This window comes from Comamonas odontotermitis (assembly GCF_014207855.1).
GTDB lineage: Bacteria > Pseudomonadota > Gammaproteobacteria > Burkholderiales > Burkholderiaceae_C > Comamonas > Comamonas odontotermitis_A.
The window spans coordinates 150,552-170,687 of sequence record NZ_JACHKZ010000006.1; the positions used below are offsets into that span (position 1 = coordinate 150,552).

The 20,136-nt window shown below is 60.9% G+C and carries 22 protein-coding genes; 7 read left to right on the plus strand and 15 right to left on the minus strand.

Annotation, left to right across the window (positions count from 1 at the left end):
• Positions 1 to 5 precede the first annotated feature (5 nt).
• The 4 genes from ureC to HNP33_RS07105 all read right to left on the minus strand — a co-directional run bounded on the left by ureC (position 6) and on the right by HNP33_RS07105 (position 2,990).
• A complete protein-coding gene (gene ureC, locus HNP33_RS07090; protein ID WP_184706553.1) occupies positions 6 to 1,724 on the minus strand; it encodes an urease subunit alpha in 1,719 nt (572 codons plus the stop codon).
• The gene (locus HNP33_RS07095; RefSeq protein WP_184706551.1) at positions 1,724 to 2,029 is read right to left on the minus strand and encodes an urease subunit beta; all 306 of its coding nucleotides are present in this window, start codon (positions 2,027 to 2,029) and stop codon (positions 1,724 to 1,726) included. Before HNP33_RS07095 ends, ureC begins: the two co-directional genes overlap by 1 nt.
• 11 nt (positions 2,030 to 2,040) lie before the next feature.
• The gene (locus HNP33_RS07100) at positions 2,041 to 2,610 is read right to left on the minus strand and encodes a HupE/UreJ family protein (protein ID WP_233464420.1); all 570 of its coding nucleotides are present in this window, start codon (positions 2,608 to 2,610) and stop codon (positions 2,041 to 2,043) included.
• A 77-nt stretch (positions 2,611 to 2,687) separates the two neighbouring features.
• Positions 2,688 to 2,990 carry an urease subunit gamma gene (locus tag HNP33_RS07105; protein ID WP_184706547.1) on the minus strand — a complete coding sequence of 101 codons (303 nt, stop codon included), beginning with the start codon at positions 2,988 to 2,990 and terminating at the stop codon, positions 2,688 to 2,690.
• Positions 2,991 to 3,341: 351 nt separating this feature from the next.
• Here HNP33_RS07105 and urtA point away from each other — a divergent pair, with 351 nt between their 5' ends.
• The 6 genes from urtA to HNP33_RS07135 all read left to right on the plus strand — a co-directional run bounded on the left by urtA (position 3,342) and on the right by HNP33_RS07135 (position 9,930).
• Entirely contained in the window at positions 3,342 to 4,613 is a 1,272-nt protein-coding gene (gene urtA / locus HNP33_RS07110; RefSeq protein ID WP_184706545.1) for an urea ABC transporter substrate-binding protein, read from the plus strand.
• A 101-nt stretch (positions 4,614 to 4,714) separates the two neighbouring features.
• A complete protein-coding gene (urtB, locus tag HNP33_RS07115; protein ID WP_184706543.1) occupies positions 4,715 to 6,307 on the plus strand; it encodes an urea ABC transporter permease subunit UrtB in 1,593 nt (530 codons plus the stop codon).
• A 3-nt stretch (positions 6,308 to 6,310) separates the two neighbouring features.
• On the plus strand, positions 6,311 to 7,474 hold the full coding sequence (urtC, locus tag HNP33_RS07120) for an urea ABC transporter permease subunit UrtC (RefSeq protein WP_418903823.1): 1,164 nt from the start codon (positions 6,311 to 6,313) through the stop codon (positions 7,472 to 7,474).
• Entirely contained in the window at positions 7,471 to 8,349 is an 879-nt protein-coding gene (urtD, locus tag HNP33_RS07125) for an urea ABC transporter ATP-binding protein UrtD (protein WP_184706541.1), read from the plus strand. Before urtC ends, urtD begins: the two co-directional genes overlap by 4 nt.
• Before the next feature lie 54 nt (positions 8,350 to 8,403).
• Positions 8,404 to 9,096 carry an urea ABC transporter ATP-binding subunit UrtE gene (urtE, locus tag HNP33_RS07130; protein ID WP_184706539.1) on the plus strand — a complete coding sequence of 231 codons (693 nt, stop codon included), beginning with the start codon at positions 8,404 to 8,406 and terminating at the stop codon, positions 9,094 to 9,096.
• A gap of 3 nt (positions 9,097 to 9,099) precedes the next feature.
• A complete protein-coding gene (locus HNP33_RS07135; RefSeq protein WP_184706537.1) occupies positions 9,100 to 9,930 on the plus strand; it encodes an urease accessory protein UreD in 831 nt (276 codons plus the stop codon).
• A 51-nt stretch (positions 9,931 to 9,981) separates the two neighbouring features.
• On the opposite strand, the gene HNP33_RS07140 is transcribed toward HNP33_RS07135, so the two are convergent.
• The 5 genes from HNP33_RS07140 to HNP33_RS07160 all read right to left on the minus strand — a co-directional run bounded on the left by HNP33_RS07140 (position 9,982) and on the right by HNP33_RS07160 (position 14,293).
• The gene (locus HNP33_RS07140) at positions 9,982 to 10,599 is read right to left on the minus strand and encodes an SCO family protein (RefSeq protein ID WP_184706535.1); all 618 of its coding nucleotides are present in this window, start codon (positions 10,597 to 10,599) and stop codon (positions 9,982 to 9,984) included.
• Between the two features lie 6 nt (positions 10,600 to 10,605).
• Positions 10,606 to 11,505 (minus strand): heme o synthase, encoded by a 900-nt coding sequence (cyoE, locus tag HNP33_RS07145; protein ID WP_184706533.1) that lies wholly within the window; start codon positions 11,503 to 11,505, stop codon positions 10,606 to 10,608.
• Positions 11,506 to 11,537: 32 nt separating this feature from the next.
• Complete coding sequence (locus HNP33_RS07150; RefSeq protein WP_184706531.1) at positions 11,538 to 12,671, minus strand: COX15/CtaA family protein; 1,134 nt, start codon at positions 12,669 to 12,671, stop codon at positions 11,538 to 11,540.
• Between the two features lie 124 nt (positions 12,672 to 12,795).
• Positions 12,796 to 13,533 (minus strand): SCO family protein, encoded by a 738-nt coding sequence (locus tag HNP33_RS07155; RefSeq protein WP_184706529.1) that lies wholly within the window; start codon positions 13,531 to 13,533, stop codon positions 12,796 to 12,798.
• Entirely contained in the window at positions 13,463 to 14,293 is an 831-nt protein-coding gene (locus HNP33_RS07160; protein ID WP_418903824.1) for an SURF1 family protein, read from the minus strand. The genes HNP33_RS07155 and HNP33_RS07160 overlap by 71 nt, the downstream gene beginning before the upstream one ends.
• A 243-nt stretch (positions 14,294 to 14,536) precedes the next feature.
• Between HNP33_RS07160 and HNP33_RS07170 the strand changes: the two genes are divergently transcribed.
• On the plus strand, positions 14,537 to 14,758 hold the full coding sequence (locus HNP33_RS07170; protein WP_184706525.1) for a twin transmembrane helix small protein: 222 nt from the start codon (positions 14,537 to 14,539) through the stop codon (positions 14,756 to 14,758).
• A gap of 64 nt (positions 14,759 to 14,822) precedes the next feature.
• Here the strand turns inward: HNP33_RS07170 and HNP33_RS07175 are convergent, their stop codons facing one another.
• Genes HNP33_RS07175 through coxB form a run of 6 tightly spaced genes read right to left on the minus strand, consistent with a single transcriptional unit; the run spans position 14,823 to position 20,017 of the window.
• Complete coding sequence (locus HNP33_RS07175) at positions 14,823 to 15,704, minus strand: cytochrome c oxidase subunit 3 (RefSeq protein WP_184706523.1); 882 nt, start codon at positions 15,702 to 15,704, stop codon at positions 14,823 to 14,825.
• 44 nt (positions 15,705 to 15,748) lie between these two features.
• Positions 15,749 to 15,967 carry a DUF2970 domain-containing protein gene (locus tag HNP33_RS07180; protein ID WP_184706521.1) on the minus strand — a complete coding sequence of 73 codons (219 nt, stop codon included), beginning with the start codon at positions 15,965 to 15,967 and terminating at the stop codon, positions 15,749 to 15,751.
• Entirely contained in the window at positions 15,967 to 16,578 is a 612-nt protein-coding gene (locus tag HNP33_RS07185) for a cytochrome c oxidase assembly protein (protein ID WP_184706519.1), read from the minus strand. Before HNP33_RS07185 ends, HNP33_RS07180 begins: the two co-directional genes overlap by 1 nt.
• Positions 16,579 to 16,609: 31 nt before the next feature.
• A complete protein-coding gene (locus HNP33_RS20845; protein ID WP_221452014.1) occupies positions 16,610 to 16,717 on the minus strand; it encodes a cytochrome oxidase small assembly protein in 108 nt (35 codons plus the stop codon).
• Between the two features lie 12 nt (positions 16,718 to 16,729).
• Positions 16,730 to 18,376 (minus strand): cytochrome c oxidase subunit I, encoded by a 1,647-nt coding sequence (gene ctaD / locus HNP33_RS07190; protein ID WP_184706517.1) that lies wholly within the window; start codon positions 18,374 to 18,376, stop codon positions 16,730 to 16,732.
• Positions 18,377 to 18,421: 45 nt separating this feature from the next.
• A complete protein-coding gene (gene coxB / locus HNP33_RS07195) occupies positions 18,422 to 20,017 on the minus strand; it encodes a cytochrome c oxidase subunit II (protein ID WP_184706515.1) in 1,596 nt (531 codons plus the stop codon).
• Positions 20,018 to 20,136: the final 119 nt, after the last annotated feature.

A 20,136-nucleotide genomic window follows, 5' to 3' on the forward strand; every position in this document is an offset into this window, starting at 1 on the left:
CACACTCAGAATAAAAAATACCGCTGCGCCATTGGAAGACGGGCCGCAGGTTCACAGGTCAGCAACTGGCCATTGGCCCGCACCGCGTAGGTCTGGGCATCGACCTCCATGTGCGGTGCCAGATCGTTATGCACCATATGGCTCTTTTTCACGCCACGTATGCCTTTGACGGCAGACAGCGTCTTGCGCAGGCCAAAGCGCTGTCCAATATCGGCAGCCAACCCGGCTTGCGATACAAAGGTGAGCGATGTCCGCGCCATCGCGCCGCCAAAGCTGCCGAACATGGGCCGGTAGTGCACGGGCTGCGGTGTGGGGATGGAGGCATTGGGGTCACCCATGGCGGCCATGGCAATGAAACCGCCTTTGAGAATGCACGTAGGCTTGACGCCGAAGAAGGCAGGCTTCCAGATCACGATATCCGCCCACTTGCCCACTTCCAGGCTGCCCACCTCGTGGCTGATGCCATGTGCAATCGCTGGATTGATGGTGTATTTGGCGATATAGCGCTTGATGCGGAAATTGTCGTTGCGTGTGCCATCGCCCGCCAAGGCCCCGCGCTGCAGCTTCATCTTGTGCGCGGTCTGCCAGGTGCGCAGGATTACCTCGCCCACGCGGCCCATGGCCTGGCTGTCGGAGCTGAACATGCTGATGGCGCCAATGTCATGCAGGATGTCTTCCGCCGCGATGGTTTCCTTGCGGATGCGGCTTTCGGCAAAGGCCAGGTCTTCGGCAATGCCTGCATCCAGGTGGTGGCAGACCATGAGCATGTCCACATGCTCGTCCAGCGTGTTTACCGTATAGGGTCGCGTGGGGTTGGTGGAACTGGGCAGCACATTGGTCTCGCCCACCACCTTGAGGATGTCGGGCGCGTGGCCTCCACCCGCACCCTCGGTGTGGAAGGTATGGATGGTACGGCCCTTGAAAGCGGCCACCGTGTCTTCCACAAAGCCGCTTTCGTTGAGGGTATCGGTATGGATGGCGACCTGGGTATCAGTGTCTTCGGCCACGGTGAGGCAGTTGTCAATGGCAGCGGGTGTACTGCCCCAGTCCTCGTGCAGCTTGAGGCCAATGGCGCCTGCCGCGATCTGCTCGTGCAAGCCCTGCGGCAGGCTGGCGTTGCCCTTGCCCAGAAAGCCCAGGTTCATGGGAAAGGCGTCAGCCGCCTGCAGCATGCGCTCCATGTTCCAGGGGCCGGGGGTGCAGGTGGTGGCAAAGGTGCCCGTGGCGGGGCCAGTTCCCCCGCCAATCATGGTGGTGACGCCACTGGTCAGGGCCTCTTCGATCTGCTGCGGCGCAATGAAGTGAATGTGGGTGTCAATGCCGCCAGCCGTGACAATGCTGCCTTCGCAACTGATGATCTCCGTGCCCGGGCCGATGATGATGTCCACCCCCGGTTGCGTATCGGGGTTGCCAGCCTTGCCAACGGCGGCGATGCGTCCATCCTTGAGGCCGATGTCGGCTTTGACAATGCCCCAATGGTCGATGATCAAGGCATTGGTCAGCACCGTGTCCATGGCGCCTTGCGCGCGGCTGCGCTGGCTCTGCGCCATGCCGTCGCGGATGGTCTTGCCGCCGCCGAACTTCACTTCCTCGCCATAGCCGCCCGCGCGCAGTGTGAAGTCCTGCTCCACTTCAATCACCAGATCGGTATCGGCAAGGCGCACGCGGTCACCGACCGTGGGGCCATAGGTTTCTGCGTAGGCGCGTTTGTCCATCGTAGCCATCAGAGCGCTCCTTGCACCAGGCCGCGAAAGCCATACACCTCTCGGCTGCCACCAATATCCACCAGCTCAACCGTGCGCTGCTGCCCCGGCTCAAAGCGCACCGCCATGCCGCTGGCAATATTCAGCCGCATGCCGCGCGCTACAGTGCGATCGAACGCCAAACCAGCATTCGTCTCGGCAAAGTGGTAGTGGGAGCCCACCTGTATGGGCCGGTCGCTGGCGTTATGCACCACCAGAGTCACCGTGCGACGGCCAGGGTTGAGCGCATGGGCGCCCTCGTCAATCAGGAGTTCACCGGGAATCATGGCGCCTCCCATCAGGCCAGACGAATCAACAGGAAAGCGCCGAGCAGCGCAGTACCCAAGCCACCCAGCCGCGCCAGCCATCGGTGGCGCTGCATCAGTCCATGGCCCAACCCCATGCCGGTGATGTGCAGAATGGCCGACCCCAACGCCATGCCAGCCAGCGCACCCAGTGCCGCAAGGCCACCATCACTCGCCAGCTCATACCCATGCGCCGCACCATGAAAGAACGCAAAGCCTCCTGCCAGCGCCGCTGCTGGCAACCAAGGCATCTTGCTTTGCACTGCCACCAACAGGCCCAGCGCCAACACCGAGGCAGCAATCATGGGCTCCACCCCTGGCACCCGTAGCCCGGCAAAACCCGCAACTGCGCCCGCCACCAGCATGGCCACAAAAGCGACCGGTACACGCCAGGCTGCCTCAAGCCGGGGAAAGGCCAACACGCTCCAGACACCTACGGCCAGCATGGCTGCCAGATGATCAAGACCGGTGAATGGGTGTACCAGGCCTTGCACAACGCTGTCCGCAAGGCCATGCGTGTGCGGTTGGTCTCCGCCATGGGCCAGTGCGATGGCAGGCAGCATGGGGAGTGCCGAAAGGGCAATGGAGCTTACTTTTTTCATAACGATTTGGATGGAATGGCTATGGGGTTTGAGAGATCTCAGAGGATGGGTTCATGCACAGTGACCAGCTTGGTTCCGTCGGGAAAAGTCGCTTCGATCTGGATATCCGGGATCATCTCGGCAATGCCCTCCATCACGTCAGCGCGCGTGAGCACCGTGCGGCCTTCGCTCATCAGCTGCGCCACGGTCTTGCCGTCACGCGCACCTTCCATGACAAAGGCACTGATGAGCGCCACCGCCTCCGGGTAGTTGAGCCTAAGGCCCCGGGCCATGCGGCGCTCGGCGAGCAGAGCCGCCGTAAAGATCAGTAGCTTGTCTTTTTCACGCGGAGTGAGTTCCATGGGTGCTTGATTCCGTATCCTGAAGATGTGCCGGTACACGCTATCGCGCGCCCGTACCAAACATATGGAATGGCACAGTGCAATATTCGGGCCAACCGTGCACGCCCTTGGAGCACAGGCACCAGAGACAGGCATTCCAGGGGAGACAGGGCGCACCAAAACCAACACACCGATCCCACACGACACCCAATTGGTGCATATGCACTGCCGCAGTGCGGGGCTGTGCACTCCGTCATGGCGCCCAAGGGCGATCAATCGACCCTCCATGAATGGAGTTTCAAAATTGGCACGCCTATTGCACTGCAGCAAACACGGTCAATCGTGATCGAACCTTTTTGTTGGAGTGGTGCAATGAATCGTCGTGGAACCCTGAACATACTGGCAGCCTCGGTCTCCCTGGCTTATTTCTTCTCGTCTCCTGCGCAAGCACAGGACACCATCAAGGTCGGCGTGCTGCACAGCCTGTCGGGCACCATGGCCATTTCGGAGACCGTGCTCAAGGATACGGTTCTGATGGCCATCGACGACATCAATGCCAAGGGCGGCGTGCTTGGCAAGAAGCTTGAACCTGTGGTGGTAGACCCTGCCTCCAACTGGCCGCTGTTCGCAGAAAAGGCCAAGCAGTTGATCACGCAGGACAAGGTGGCCGTGGTCTTTGGCTGCTGGACCAGCGTATCGCGCAAGTCGGTGCTGCCTGTGTTCGAACAGAACAATGGCCTGCTGTTCTACCCTGTTCAGTACGAAGGCGAGGAGCTGTCCAAGAACGTCTTCTACACCGGCGCCGCCCCCAACCAGCAGGCAATTCCTGCCGTCGAGTATCTGATGAGCAAGGAAGGCGGTGGCGCCAAGCGTTTCGTGCTGTTGGGCACCGATTACGTCTACCCCCGCACCACCAACAAGATTCTGCGTGCCTTCCTCAAATCCAAGGGCGTGAAGGATTCCGACATCATGGAAACCTACACCCCCTTTGGTCACAGTGATTACCAGACCATCGTGGCAGATGTGAAGAAATTCTCCACCGGCGGCAAGACCGCCGTGATCTCCACCATCAACGGCGACTCCAACGTGCCCTTCTACAAGGAACTGGGCAATGCGGGCCTCAAGGCCAAGGATGTGCCCGTGGTGGCCTTCAGCGTGGGCGAGGAAGAGCTGCGTGGCGTGGACACCAAGCCACTGGTGGGGCATCTGGCGGCGTGGAACTACTTCATGAGCGTGAAGAACCCCACCAACACTGCTTTCATCAAACAGTGGAGCGATTACGCCAAGGCCAAGAACATTGCGGGTCACAAGGACAAACCCCTGACCAACGACCCCATGGAGGCCACCTGGATCGGCATCCACATGTGGAAGCAGGCTGTCGAAAAAGCCAAGAGCACGGATACCGACAAGGTCATCGCCGCCATGGCCGGTCAGACCTTCGCTGCACCAGACGGCTTCACCGTGAAGATGGACGAAAAAAACCACCATCTGCACAAACCCGTGATGGTGGGTGAGATCAAGGCCGATGGTCAGTTCAACGTGGTATGGAAAACCAAGGGCCCGATCAAGGCGCAGCCCTGGAGCCCTTACATCGACGGCAACGACAAGAAGAAGGATGAGCCGGACGGCAAGAGCAGCTCCTGATGGCTCACTGCCCGGTCTGCCCAATGCCGACCGGGCAATATCAAAGTTCAAAACAATAGCTAATGGCGCTTTATGGATAGGCGCTGAAGGTTGATTCAACCATGAAGATCCTGCACAAAGCCATGGCCGCAGCCCTGGGCTTGCTGCTGTCTCTGTCCTGCCACGCGCTGACCGCCGAGCAGGCCTTTGCCATGGCGGCTGCCGAAGACAATGATGCGCGCGCTGCGGCCATCAACGCCGCCGCGCTGGAGCCTGACGAAGGCGGCAGGCTGGCGGCCTATCTGCAGGCGCTGGCCGATGATGCTGTGCGCACAGCCGGTGGCAAGGCCTATGTCATTCAGGGCGAGCGCACCATCGACCCTGCTACCGGTACTGCCGCTACGCTGCCCGCAGATGCCGAAGAGATCGTCAACAACAACTACCTGCGCGGCGTGATCGAATCCGCGCAGGCTGCACTGGCACTGACCAGCCCCGATGTGCAAGCCCGTCGCGCAGCGGCGAAAAAGCTGGCGGAAGAGCCCGATGCCGCCCGTCTGCCATTGATCGACAAGGTGCTGGCCGGTGAACCGGATGCACAGGTCAAAGCCATGCTGGAGCGCGCCAAGGCCGCTAGCCTGCTGGGCAGCGAGAATACTGCCGAGCGTCTGCAGGCCGTGCAGCAACTGGCGCAGATTCACACCCCGGAGACACAGCTGCTGCTGAACCAGAGGCTGGCCGACGAGAGCGATCCAGCGGTGCAAAAAGCGATCCGCTCTGCGCTGTCATCCATTGCCGAATCGCTGGCCTGGGGCGAGCGGCTGGGTGCCATCTTCAGCGGCCTGAGCCTGGGCTCCGTGCTGCTGCTGGCAGCGCTGGGCCTGGCCATCACCTACGGGCTCATGGGCGTGATCAACATGGCACATGGCGAGCTGATCATGATCGGAGCCTATGCCACCTACCTGGTACAGGTGCTATTCCAGCGCTGGCTGCCTGATTCGGCATTCGGCTGGTACTTGGTGGTGGCCGTGCCAGTGGCCTTCACCGTCGCCGCACTGGTCGGCGCTGTGCTCGAGCGCGGCGTGATCCGCTTTCTCTACGGCCGCCCGCTGGAGACGCTGCTGGCCACCTTCGGCATCAGCCTGGTGTTGCAGCAAGCGGTACGCAGCCTGTTCGGGGCACAGAACGTGGGGGTTGAAAACCCCGCCTGGATGAGCGGTGGCGTTTCACTGCTGCCCAATCTCACACTGCCTTTCAACCGCATTGCCATCATCGTGTTTGCCTTTGCAGTGCTGGGCGCCGTGGCCTTCATGATCGCCAGAACGCGGCTGGGCCTTTTCGTGCGCGGCGTCACACAGAACCGCGCCATGGCCTCGTGCGTGGGGGTAAACACCGCGCGTACCGACACCTATGCATTCGCGCTGGGCTCCGGCATTGCGGGCCTGGCCGGCTGCGCCTTGAGCCAGATCGGTAATGTGGGCCCGGACCTGGGCCAGAACTACATCGTCGACTCTTTCCTGGTCGTGGTGCTGGGTGGCGTGGGCCAGTTGGCGGGAACGGTGTATGCAGCCCTGGGCCTGGGCGTGCTGTCCAAGTTGCTTGAAGGCTGGGCCGGTGCAGTGCTCGCCAAGATTGCCGTGCTGCTGTTCATCGTCGTGTTCATCCAGAAACGCCCGCAAGGCATCTTTGCCCTCAAGGGCCGAAGCGCCGAAGCCTGATCCATGCCTATGAAAACCGACCTGCAAACCTCCCTGCAACTGCCCAAGCCCGAGCCTCTGCTTGGCACGCGGGGCTGGGCTCTCTTTCTGGCCGCGCTCATCGCGGTATGCGCTGTGGCGCCCGCCCTCAACCTACTGGTGCCCGAGGGCAGTGCGCTGCATCTGTCCGACTACCTGGTGGGCCTGCTGGGCAAATTCATGTGCTATGCCATCGTGGCCCTGGCCATCGACCTGATCTGGGGTTACACCGGCATCCTGAGTCTGGGCCATGGCCTGTTCTTTGCGCTGGGCGGCTATGTGATGGGCATGTACCTCATGCGCGAAGCCGCAGGCCCCGATGCGCTGCCAGCCTTCATGGGCTTTCTGGACTGGAAAGAACTCCCCTGGCACTGGGCACTCTCGGGCAGCTTTGTAGCCACCGCGCTGCTGGTACTTCTGGTTCCGGGCGTGATCGGCGGCGTATTCGGCTATTTCGCCTTCCGCTCGCGCATCAAGGGCGTGTATTTTTCCATCATCACCCAGGCGCTCACCTATGCCGCCATGCTGCTGTTCTTTCGCAATGAGACTGGCTTTGGCGGCAACAACGGCTTCACGGGCTTCAAGACTTTGCTGGGTTATTCGCTGAACACGCAGGCCATGCATGTATTGCTTTTTGCGCTGTCAGGGCTGGCGCTACTGGGCTGCTTTCTGTTCTCGCGCTGGCTGATTCGCAGCAAATATGGCCGCGTACTGCAGGCGGTGCGCGATGCAGAGTCGCGCACCATGTTCTGTGGCTACAACCCATTGCCCTACAAGCTGTCGATCTGGATCATCTCGGCCATGATGTGTGGCCTGGCCGGTGCGCTGTATGTGCCACAGGTCGGCATCATCAACCCCAGCGAGATGAGCGTGGGCAACTCGATCGAAATGGCTGTATGGACAGCTGTGGGTGGACGCGCCAGCCTGGTCGGCCCCATCATCGGCGCATTTGCCGTCAACGGCGGCAAGAGCTGGCTCACCGTCGCGGCTCCCGAATACTGGCTGTATGTGCTGGGTGCATTGTTCATCGTGGTGACGCTGCTCATGCCGGGTGGCCTGATCCGCCTTCCGTCGCAGATCCGTGAATGGCAGGACAAACGCCGCGCACTGGCGCAGCCATCTGCCCCCCAGCAAGGAGTACAGGCATGACCCCCGACCTGATGCAATCGGGCAGCGAACGCCTGCAGCAGTACCGCAGAGAACACCCCAGCGAAGGACACACCGAATCAGGCGGGCGCAGCGCCAGCATGGCGCGGCCGGTGGTCGCCGGTGAGGTGGATACCACCCACGGCCGCATCCTCTACCTGGAAGATGTGCATGTGAGCTTTGATGGTTTCAAGGCCATCAACGGACTGAACCTGGACATTGCCCCTGGCGAGCTGCGCTGCATCATCGGCCCCAATGGCGCGGGCAAGACCACGATGATGGACATCATCACCGGCAAGACCCGGCCCGACCGCGGCTCCGTGTTCTTCGGCTCCACCATCGATCTGCTGCGCTACAACGAGCCCGAGATTGCCGCCATGGGCATTGGCCGCAAGTTCCAGAAACCCACGGTGTTCGAGCAGCTCTCGGTGTTCGAGAACCTGGAGCTGGCACTCAAGACCCACAAGGGCGTGGCGGCGTCGATGCGCTTTGCCCTCAAGGGCGCCCAGAAAGACCGCATTGCCGAGGTGCTGCACACCATTCACCTGGCAAGCAGCGTAAACCGGCAGGCAGGCCTTTTGAGCCATGGCCAGAAGCAGTGGCTGGAAATTGGCATGCTGCTGGTGCAGGAGCCCCAGCTGCTGCTGCTGGACGAACCCGTCGCCGGCATGACGGACGAGGAAACAGCGCGCACGGCGGAACTGTTTCTCACCCTCAAAGGCAAGCATTCGCTGATGGTGGTGGAGCACGACATGGGCTTCATCGGCACCATCAGCGAGAAAGTCACGGTGCTCTGCGATGGCACGGTACTGGCCGAAGGCACGCTCGCCCAGGTGCAGGCCGATGAGCGTGTGATCGAGGTGTACCTTGGCCGCTGATTTCTGGAAAACAGTCGCTGCCCGCGTTGGATAACCGGGCACAGGATATAGAAAATGCTTGAAGTTCACAACCTGCACCAGTACTACGGCGGCTCGCACATTCTGCGCAATGTCAGCGTGAAGGCCGAGATCGGCAAGATCACGGTACTGTTGGGCCGCAACGGCGTTGGCAAAACGACGCTGCTCAAGAGCCTGATGGGTCTGGTGCCCATCAAGAGCGGCCGCATTGAATGGCAGGGCCACGACATTGCGCGCAAGACGCCCTACGAACGTGCGCGCAGCGGCATCGGCTATGTGCCACAGGGGCGCGAGATTTTTTCACGCCTGTCGGTGGAAGACAATCTGCGCATGGGGCTGTCGTACTGCCCCGCGCGCACCCGCATACCAGGCGAGCTGTATGAGCTCTTTCCCGTACTGAAGCAAATGCTGCACCGGCGCGGCGGCGACTTGTCTGGCGGGCAGCAGCAGCAGCTTGCCATTGCACGCGCGCTGGCGCCCCGGCCCCAGATACTGATTCTGGACGAACCCACCGAGGGCATACAGCCCAGCATCATCAAGGACATCGGCCGCGTGATCCGCATGCTGGCCGACCGTGGCGATATGGCCATCTTGCTGTGCGAACAGTACTATGATTTCGCCGAGGAGCTCGCCGATTACTATGTGGTGATGGAGCGCGGCGAGGTGATTGCCGCGGGCCCCGGCAATGAAATGCAGCAAAAGGGCATCCGGAAACTGGTGGCAATCTGACCCATGGCCTGGCATGCGCAATTGGCGCTCGACTACCGCAAGCAGGAAGACAAGACCGCCGTGCACTTCACGCATGACGGCCCGCTGCGCATTCTCAAAAGCCTGTACCCGGAAGGCCCCGGCACCTGCCACAACGTGCTGGTACACCCCCCCGGCGGGCTGGTCGGCGGCGACGTGCTCGATATCACGGTGCAGGTGCGGGAAGGCGCGCATGCGCTGGTGACCACCCCAGGCGCCACACGCTTCTACAAAAGCAATGGCCAGGCCGCGCTGCAACGCACCCGGCTCCGTTTGGAGGCGGGCGCCAGACTGGAATGGCTTCCGCTGGAGGCCATTGCCTACAACGCCTGCGATGCCACCAACCACCTGGAGTTCGAACTCGCCGAAGGCGCCCAACTGCTGACCTGGGATGTGACGGCGCTCGGTCTGCCCATGGCAAGCCAACCTTTTGCATGCGGGCGCTTCCTCCAGCATATGGAGTGGCCTGGCCTTTTTCTGGAACGCGGCCTCATCAGCGCGCAAGACCCTCTGTTGCTGGACGGCGCCCTGGGTCTGTCTGGGCAACGCTGCCTGGGCAGCCTGATTCTTGCAAGCGGCACCCCGCTTGCACGCGCCCAGCGCGAAGCGCTGCTGGAGAGCACGCACGCGCTGCTGCAGACAGCACCTCAAGGCACTATCAGCGGCGTCACCTCTCCCAATGCGCATATGCTGGTGCTGCGCGGCCTCGCGCCTGTCGTGGAGCCGCTCATGCAGCTGTGGAAGACCGTGTGGGCGCACTGGCGCAGCGAACTGTGGAGTTTGCCCGGCACAACGCCCCGCATCTGGTCGATGTAGCACCGTCCTTTCAGGCCTGGGCGGCATAGCAAACCTGCCGCGCTGAAGAGATCAGGCGCCGTCGATCAGGAGCTCGATGTCCTTGGCCAAGGTGTCCACCGGCGTGCCATAGCGGCTGTAGAGACGCAAGCGCCCTTGCGGATCGAAGATGTAGTCACCAGCAGTGTGATCCATGGTGTAGCTGGCCGGCGTCTGGCCATCCACCTTCTTGTAGTAGATCTTGAAGTCCTTGGCCATCTTCGCCAGCTCCTCGTCGCTGCCACGCAGCGCCAGAAAGCTCGGATCAAAATTGGCAATGTAGGACTTGAGCATCTCAGGCGTATCGCGTGCGGGATCGACCGAGACAAAGACCACCTGCAGCTTGTCGCCCTTGGCACCCAGCTTTTGCTTGACAGCAGCCAGATCGCTCAGGGTGGTGGGGCACACATCGGGGCACTGCGTATAGCCAAAGAACAGCAAGGTCACCTTGCCCTGGAAATCGGCCATGGTGCGGCGCTGGCCATTCTGGTCCGGCATTGCAAAATCCTGTGCGTATTCCTTGCTGCCTGTCAGGTCGATCGCATTGAAGCTGGCCTTGGGCTGGCTTTGTTTGCATGCAGTCAGAGCACCTGCAGTGCCCGCCACCAGGGCGCCCGCCGCCATCCATCGAAGAGCATCACGCTTTTTCATTACACATCACCAGGTTACATAGTGGTCAATCAGCAAGGCCGCAAACAGCACGCTCAGGTAGACCAGCGAAAAGCGGAAGGTCTTGCGGGCCAATGCATCGGAATAGCTGCGCCATAACGCCACAGCGTAGCCAAAGAAGCCTGCGCCCAACACCACCGCGGCCACCAGGTAGATCCACGAGCTCATCTGAATGATGAACGGCAGGAGGCTCGCCGCAAACAGCACCACCGTGTAGAGCACCACCTGCACACGGGTGTAGTAGTTCCCGTGCGTCACGGGCAGCATGGGCAGGCCCGATTTGCGGTAATCCTCCACCCGGTACAGTGCCAGGGCCCAGAAGTGCGGAGGCGTCCACAGGAAGATGATGAGAAACAGCAGCAGCGATTGCGGGGCGACATCGCCGGTCATTGCAGCCCAGCCCAGCACGGGCGGCATTGCGCCAGATGCACCGCCAATCACAATGTTCTGCGGCGTCAGAGGCTTGAGGATCACCGTGTAGATGATGGCGTAGCCCACAAAGGTGGCAAAGGTGAGCCACATGGTCAGGGCATTGACCCAAAAATACAAAATGGCCGAACCCCCAGCACACAGCGCCGCCGAAAACAGCAAGGTCTGGCTGTTGGAGAGCTCGCCACGCGCCGTGGGGCGCCAGGCCGTGCGCTTCATGCGCGCGTCGATGCTCTGCTCCACGAGGCAATTGAATGCCGCGGCAGCGCCTGCCACCAGCCAGATACCTGCGCAGGCAATGGCCATCAGCGACAGCTCAGACGCCGAAGGCATGCCTGGCACTGCCAGCACCATGCCGATCAAGGCGCAAAATACGATCAGCTGCACCACCTTGGGTTTGGTCAATGCGTAGAACTGCGCAAAGCGGTTCGGCATCGGGGCAGCGGCAAGTTCGGTCATCGGAGCACTCAGTCTTTGTTCCATACAGCAATTCAGGCCGCAGCTTCGCCACGGCGGATTTCACGGCGCGTGCTGCACCACATCCAGGTCAGCACCACCATGATGGCCGCAGCGCCGCCTGTATGCAACACGGCGGCCACGATGGGCCAGTCCAGCACCACATTCGACAGCCCGGTGGCAAACTGCAGCACCGTCAATCCAATCAACCACCGCCGCTGCTGGGCAAGCTGCGGCGCGGTACGCAGATGCCAGCCCAGCCAGAGCAAGGCAGCAATCACCAGATAGGCAAACAGCCGGTGCACATAATGGATGGCAACCAGAGCTTCGTAGCTGATGTGCGAACCATCGGCCAAAAAGCCCAGAGGGCGCCAGATCTGGAAGCCATCGAAATTCATCGCTGGCCACCAGGCACCATTGCACTGCGGAAAGGTGGTGCAGGCCAGCACCGCGTAATTGGTGCTCACCCAGCCACCCAGGGTGACCTGCACGAACACCAGCGTTGCAGCAGCCACCATCGCCCCGCGCAATAGCGGCGACACAGGGACAAGCCCGAGATTATCGGCAAATTGCGTCTGGCGCGTTGCCTGCACGGTTAATAACATCAATAGCACCGTGCCGCCCAGCAGATGCAGGGTAACAATGGCCGGAAAGAGCTTCATCGTCACCGTCAGCGCGCCAAATGCGCCTTGTATCAGCACCCACACCAGGGTTGCCGTGGGCCACCAGGGGCTGATGGGTTCATGCTCCTGGCGCCTGCGGCGCACCCAGGCGCTGGCTGTGAGCACGATGATGAGGCCCCCTACGGCTGTTGCCAGATAGCGGTGGATCATCTCCACCCATGCCTTGCCGTGGGTGACAGGGCCGGTGGGCATGGCCTGTTGCGCAGCCGATATCTCGGCGTGCGCGCCAATCGGGCTGGCATTGCCGTAGCAGCCCGGCCAATCGGGGCAGCCCAGGCCCGAATCGGTCAGGCGCGTGAAGGCGCCAAACATGACCAGATCAAACGACAGAAACAAGGTGAGCACCGCCAGCACCTGCAGGCGCTTGAGCGGCGTTGCACCCCGGTGCCGCCACCAGATCCACACGACAGGCCCCAGCGCAATGATGGCGCCCGTGAGCAATACCCGCGCCAGCGGTGCGAAGTCATACAAATCCTGCGAAGTCATACTTTCAAGAACTCAGGGATGCGCTTCATGCATCGAACAGAAAACAGCTGCAGTGGATTGGAGCGCAGGCAAACCGCCCGGCAGGCCCACAGGTCCATCACCGCGAGAAGAGGCGATGGGCACGTCAACGCCCCTCCTTGTCCCAGCTGGAGGAAGCGCGCAGCAGCCTTTCCAGATCCTTGCGGGCCTTGGCTGCATCGCCCTGCTGCAGTCTGGCGGGAAAGCGCATCATCCAGTGGCCCAGCGGGTCCACCACATACAAATGATCTGCCAATTGGGCACCAGAAGCCGGTGCCAGCCATTGGGCCACAGCCGCCTGCGGCATGCGCAGCACGGTGGCCTGCGCAAGCGCGGTGCGCATGCTCTGCGGCGGCTCACCCCCGTCGGTGATCAGCCATACCCAGTCCACCCGCTCTTTCTCTCGCCCCATGCTCTCGCGCAACTGGCGTTGCAGGTAGAGATTGTTCTGGCAAATGTCATCGCACGCGGCTGGCGATGCACTCACCAGCAACCACTGCCCCTTGAGGCTCTGCAGGTCGAAAGCCTTGCCATCCAGCGTCTGCACCTGCATGGCCGGAAGGGTGGGCTGCTGGACAACCAGCTCACCAAAATTGCGACGGCCTTCCGGGCGGATCACATAGTAGGTGAAGTACGAGGCGATCACCGGTGCTGCGCACACCAGCAGCACCAGGAACATCTTGATGCGACCACTGCGCGAGCGCTCGGCGGCGTCAATCGCATCGCTCGCCTGGGCGGCAGGCAAGCTGTGCACGGTCAGGCCCAGCAATTCCTCATCCGCCGGTGGCGGGGCTTGGGTGGCGGCGGCGCCTGCGGAGACTTTGGACAATTTGGAACCAGACATAAAGGATGGCAATCAGGCTGCACAAGCCAAACCATTGAAACGCATAACCATAATGCTTTTCCACACCACTGCCTACTACGGGCCAGTCGCGTGCAAGGCCATCGGAGGCTGCACCGGTTTGCACGACCGTCCATGTGGCCAGCGGCACACCGATCTCTCGGGCAAAACTGGAGGTGTCGAGATTCTGACGGATCTGGGATACCCCTGAGGCGTTGGCTGGCGTCTGCAGCTCCAGCAGGCGTGCAGGCTGGCTGGCAATGCGCCCCTGCACCTGCACAATGCCAGCAGGCGTCTGTACCGCTGGCAGCGCTGCCCTGTTCTCAAAATTGCGCGGCACCCAGCCGCGCTGTACCAGCACGGTCTGCACCAGATTCTGCCCATCTGGCACTGTCAGGCGCAGCGGCGTCAACACATAAAAACCAGGTCTGCCCTGCATCTGGCGATTGTCCAGATAGACGGTGTACTGCGGCAGCCACTCTCCTTGCAGCACCACCTGGCGGTGCTGCAATTCTTCCTGCGCAGAAGGCGCGAGTGGTGTCAGCAGACTGTGGCCTTCCAGCGCAGGCATGGCAGCGCGCGCATCAAGCTGTGCCTGGTAGGCCTCTTTCTCAGCGGCGCGGCGCAGTTGCCAGCGCCCGAGCGATGCCGTCACCAGCATGGCGATCACCGCCGCCATGGTGATGATGGCAAAACGCATGCGCGCCTTGCGTGCGCTGCGGGCAGTACTGGCATCCGGCACATCACCCATGACTGAAGGCATCCTGCAACGCGCTGTTCATGCCAGCGATTCCTGCAACTTCGAAGAGAAAAACATGCAATTGGCTTTCATTTCCATGGTTATACCCTGCCCCACGCACCGGATCGGTAGCCCGGGTGATAGCGGATGGTGTCCGCACCGCATCTGCGTGAAAATAGATGCCCAACCGATCATTGGCGTTTGAGGGACAAGCGCTTTTTGCTACGAAAACCAAAGCGCATTGCGTCACAACATCCGGAGTTTTCCATGAAGATCATCATCGCACTCGCCTTTGTCGCCATCATTGCCAGCCTGGCGTCTGCCCTCGTCTTCATGATGCGCGGCAGTCGGGAAGATGGCGCTGGCAACAAGCGCATGGCCTGGGCGCTCACCGTACGGATCGGGATTTCGGTACTGGTGTTCCTGTGCATTCTGATTGCCTGGAAACTGGGCTATATCCAGCCCCATGGGATTCCCGCGAGTTCCTGAACCAAGCTGCCGCTCCGTCAATAAAAAAGCGCCACACGGCGCTTTTTTGTTAGGGGGATGCGACCTACATCCAATACACCAGGATGTACAGGCCCAGCCAGACCACGTCCACAAAGTGCCAATACCAGGCGGCCCCTTCAAAGCCAAAATGCTTTTTGGCTGTGAAATGGCCTTTTTGCAGCCGCAAGGTGATAACCAGCAGCATGAGCATGCCGACAAACACGTGCAAACCGTGAAAGCCCGTGAGCATGTAGAAGGTGGATCCATATACGCCCGAATTGAGCTTGAGATTCAGCTCGGTGTACAGGTGGTGGTACTCATAGCCCTGCACGAACAGGAAGATCACGCCCAACAGCACCGTCATCCACATGAATTTGATGCACTTGGCGCGATGGTCGTCCCGCAGCGCATGGTGGGCAATGGTGAGGGTGACGCCCGATGTCAGCAGCAACGCGGTATTGATCGTAGGCAGCCAGAAGGGGCCTACGGTCTGGAACGGATCAACCGTGCCGGCGGGCGACGTGGTGGCTCCGGGCGATACGCTGGGCCAGGCAGCCTTGAAATCGGGCCACAGCAAGGCATTGTCCAGACTGCCCAGCGCAGGCACCGAATGCGAGCGCGCCCACCACAGCGCCGTGAAGAAAGCGCCGAAGAACATGACTTCCGAGAAGATGAACCAGCTCATGCTCCAGCGGTAGGACATGTCGATGCGGTGGCTGTACTTCCCCGCCTCGCTTTCGTGGATCGCATCGCCAAACCACTGGTACAGCACAAACAGCCACCAGACCGTGCCCAAGAGCAGCACGTATTTGGCCCAGTCATGGCCGTTGACCCAATTGCCTGCCCCGATGATCATCAGACCCAGGCCAATGGCAGCCATCACCGGGTGCCGCGATTCTGCGGGAACAAAGTAGTACGGCGTAGCGCCATGGGGTGTCGCACTCATCTCAGCTCCTGATATCTCGTTTTCTTGCTACTGAAACACTCTATTCAAACCAACCAATGCACCAGGGCCATCAGGCCCAGCACAAACAAGGCCAGCGCCACCAGGCCTACGGCAATGATCTGCAGCGGCGTGATCTGTGCGCCATCCTGCTGCCACTCCGATCCCTTGCGAACGCCCAGCAAAGACCACAGCACCGCCTGCACCGTGCGCCACACGCTGCCTTTGCGCTGTCCGGGTTGCGGAGTCGGGCTGGGCGCTGCCATCACGATGATCCTGGTTCCGCTGCCGCAGCAGCCGCTGTGGGCACGACCACCGGAGCACCCGGTGTCTTGCCGCCCACTTCAAAGAAGGTATAGGACAAGGTGATCGTCGTCACATCCTTCGAGAGCTTGGGGTCGATGACGAAGGCCACAGGCCATTCCTTTCTCTCACCCGGATCCAGCGTGTACTGGTTGAAGCAGAAACACTCCAGCTTGTTGAAGTAGGGAGCCGCCTGCTTGGGTGCGTAGCTGGGAATCGCCTGCGCCGCCATGCGGTGGTTCTGCTCGTTGCGGAACTCGTACATCACCGTGCTCAACTCGCCCGGGTGCACCTTCATCGAGGCCACCGCGGGCTTGAAGCTCCATGGGCCACGCACATTGGCATCGAACTCCACCGTGATGGTGCGGCTCTCGTCCACCTGGGTATTGAGCTTGACGTTTTTCCCTGCGGTACCGTTGCCCGGCACATCGCGCTCGGTCAAGGCCAGAATGTTGATTCCGGTGACTTCGCAGATACGCTTGTACAGCGGGATCAGCGCATAGCCAAACGCAAACATGCCCAAGGCTACGACGGCCAGCTTGCCCACCATCTTGACGTTGTCTGCGTGTCGCACTCTTGCTTGCTCCTGTTGGCTCGCGTACTGCTTACAGCACTGACATCTTCACCAGAAACCCGATGAAGAAGACCAGCGCCACCGACGCCAGAATCAGCGCCAGCCGGATATTTGCCTTGCGTTGCTCAGGCGTTGTCATCTGCAGATCCAATCAGCCAATGACCTTGGTGGCCGTGGCGTCCAGTTTGGGAGGGTTCTCGAAGGTATGGAATGGTGCGGGCGAGGGCACTTCCCACTCCAGGCCTTCAGCGCCTTCCCATGGCTTTTGTGGAGCCTTTTCACCGCGGTGGCGCATGCCGGGCCACACCACGAACACAAAGAAGTACACCTGCATCAGGCCGAAGCCGAATGCACCGATCGACGCAATCATGTTGAAATCGGCGAACTGCATGGGGTAATCTGCATAGCGGCGTGGCATACCAGCCAACCCCAGGAAGTGCATGGGGAAGAAGGTGATGTTGAAGGTGATGAGCGAGCCCCAGAAGTGGATACGGCCACGCGCCTCGGAATACATCACGCCGTTCCATTTGGGCGCCCAGTAGTAGTAGCCCGCAAACATCGAAAACAGCGAGCCCGCCACCAGCACGTAGTGGAAGTGCGCCACCACGTAATAGGTATCCTGCAACTGGATGTCGATGGGTGCCATCGACAGAATCAGGCCGGTGAAGCCGCCCATCGTGAACACGAAGATAAAGCCCACGGCAAACAGCATGGGTGTCTCGAACGTCATCGAGCCGCGCCACATCGTGGCCACCCAGTTGAAGATTTTCACGGCGGTCGGCACCGAGATCAGCATGGTCGCGTACATGAAGAACAGTTGCCCGGTCACCGGCATGCCTGTGGTGAACATGTGGTGCGCCCACACAATGAAGGACAGAATGGCAATGGCCGCCACGGCATAGACCATCGATGCATAGCCAAACAGCTTCTTGCGGCTGAAGGCCGGCACGATCTGGCTGACGATGCCAAAGGCCGGCAGGATCATGATGTACACCTCGGGGTGGCCGAAGAACCAGAAGATGTGCTGGTACATGACCGGGTCACCGCCGCCCGCAGGGTTGAAGAAGCTCGTGCCAAAGTGGCGGTCGGTCAGGGTCATGGTGATGGCGCCCGCGAGCACAGGCATCACGGCAATCAGCAGGTATGCGGTGATCAGCCACGTCCAGCAGAACATGGGCATCTTCATCAGCGTCATGCCGGGAGCGCGCATGTTCAAGATGGTGACGATGATGTTGATCGACCCCATGATCGACGAAGCGCCCAGCACATGCATGGCAAAGATGCTGGTGTCCATGGACGGCCCCATCTGTAGCGTGAGCGGTGCGTACAGCGTCCAGCCTGCAGCAGGCGCGCCGCCGGGCATGAAGAACGAGCCCACCAGCATCAGGCCCGCAGGAATCATCAGCCAGAAGCTGAAGTTGTTCATGCGCGCAAAAGCCATGTCGGATGCACCGATCTGCAGCGGAATCATCCAGTTCGCAAAGCCCACAAAGGCCGGCATGATGGCGCCAAACACCATGATCAGGCCATGCATGGTGGTGAGTTGGTTGAACAGCTCAGGATTGACCAGTTGCAGACCGGGCTGGAACAACTCGGCACGGATCAGCAGCGCCAGCACGCCGCCCACCATCAGCATGGTGAACGAGAACAGCAGGTACAGCGTGCCGATGTCTTTGTGGTTGGTGGCAAACACCCAGCGGCGCCAGCCGGTGGGCGCGCCATGGTGGTGGTCATCGTGGCCATGCGCATCATGGCCGTGGCCAGTGTGGCTGTGGTCTGTAGGGAGAACGGCGCTCATAGTTCTTGACTCCGATAGCTCTTCATGGGCTGGACTGGTGGGGCGTTATGGCGTAGCAACAATATCTACGCGGCGCGCCTGGCTGTCTGCGCCCTGTCCTGCAGTAATGGTTTCTGGCTTGCGCATTTCGATGCGCGCATCGGCCACGCCGTTGTCCGTCAGCATCTTGGCCACTGCCTGGGCCCGCAGCTTGGCGAGTTCAGCGTTCTGGTCGGCATTGCCGGTGGAATCGACAAAACCAGACAGTACCACCTTGCCGGCCTGCGCTGCCAATGCCGTTGCCGCTTTCTTGACTGTGGCCTGGGCGTCGCTGTCCAGATCGCTCTTGCCGCTGGCGAAAAATACCTGGAATGGACCCGCCTCCGCAGCTGGTGCGGCAGCAGCAGGGGCCGCTTGTGCATCGGCAGCTGGCGCAGCGGGTGCTGGGGCAGCAGTACCAGCAGCAGGCGCTGCAGAGCCGCCGCCTTCAGGGAACTTGCCACCACGCGCAGCCACGAACTCGGCAGGTTGCACCATGGTGCCGGTCTTGTTGCTCCAGTGGTTTTTGGCAAAGGTCACCACAGCGGCCAGATCGGTATCGCTCAGCTGCTTCCAGGCGGGCATGGCGCCATTGGCGCGGCCTTCCAGCACGGCATGCATCATGTCTGCCGTGGGGCCCAGCACCACGGGGCTCCCGTCAAGCGCCTTGATAGGGCCTGCGCCCTTGCCATTGGCCTGGTGGCAGGCTGCGCAATTGGCGGCATAGACTTTTTCGCCACGGGCCACCAGATCGGCCAGCACCCAGACCTTATTGGGATCGTCCGCCTTGGCAGCCAGCTTTTTCTTCTGGTCTGCCACCCATGCGGAATAGTCATCAGCCGACAGCACCTTCACATGGATGGGCATGTAGGCATGTTCCTTGCCACACAGCTCCGCGCACTGGCCGTAGTAATCGCCTGTTTTCTCGGCACGGAACCAGGTATCGCGCACAAAGCCGGGAATCGCATCCTGCTTGATGCCAAAGGCCGGCACCATGAAGGAGTGGATCACGTCTGCAGCCGTGGTGATGACACGCACCTTTTTGTTGACAGGCACCACCAGCGGGTTGTCGACGCGCAGCAGGTAATCATTGGGCGCCTTGGAGACATCGCCGCTGTTGGACATGGCGCGCTGGCTGCTGTCCAGGGTGGATACAAAGCTCAGGCCTTCACCTTCGCCCGTCAGGTAGTCATAGCCCCATTTCCATTGGTAGCCTGTCACCTTGACAGTCAAATCTGCATTGGTAGTGTCTTTTTGTGCCACCAGCACCTTCGTGGCGGGCAGGGCCATCAGGATAACGATGATGAAAGGCAGAACCGTCCAGGCGACTTCCACGGTGACCGATTCATGGAAGTCCGCAGCCTTGGCCCCTTTGGATTTGCGGTGCTTCCAGATGGAATAGAACATCACCGCAAACACACCGACAAAGATGATGGTGCAGATCCACAGCATCATCCAGTGCAGAGTGTGCTGCTCTTCAGCAATCTTGGTGACCGGAGGGGCCAGATTCATCTGCCCGACTGCAGGACCGCCCGGCAGGCTCTGCACCGCGTGTGCTGCAGTGGCCAAACCTGCGCCAGCCACCAACAGCAAAGAAGCCAGTTTTTGAGAAACACTTTTCATAGTTGTCACTTACTTCTCAACGTCTCATCGTTATGAAGTGCAAGGCGCCATGTGGGGGAACACGGGGCCGCGTGGTGCACCTTTGGCCGAGCGCACCTGCGGTTGCACTCATGCCACTT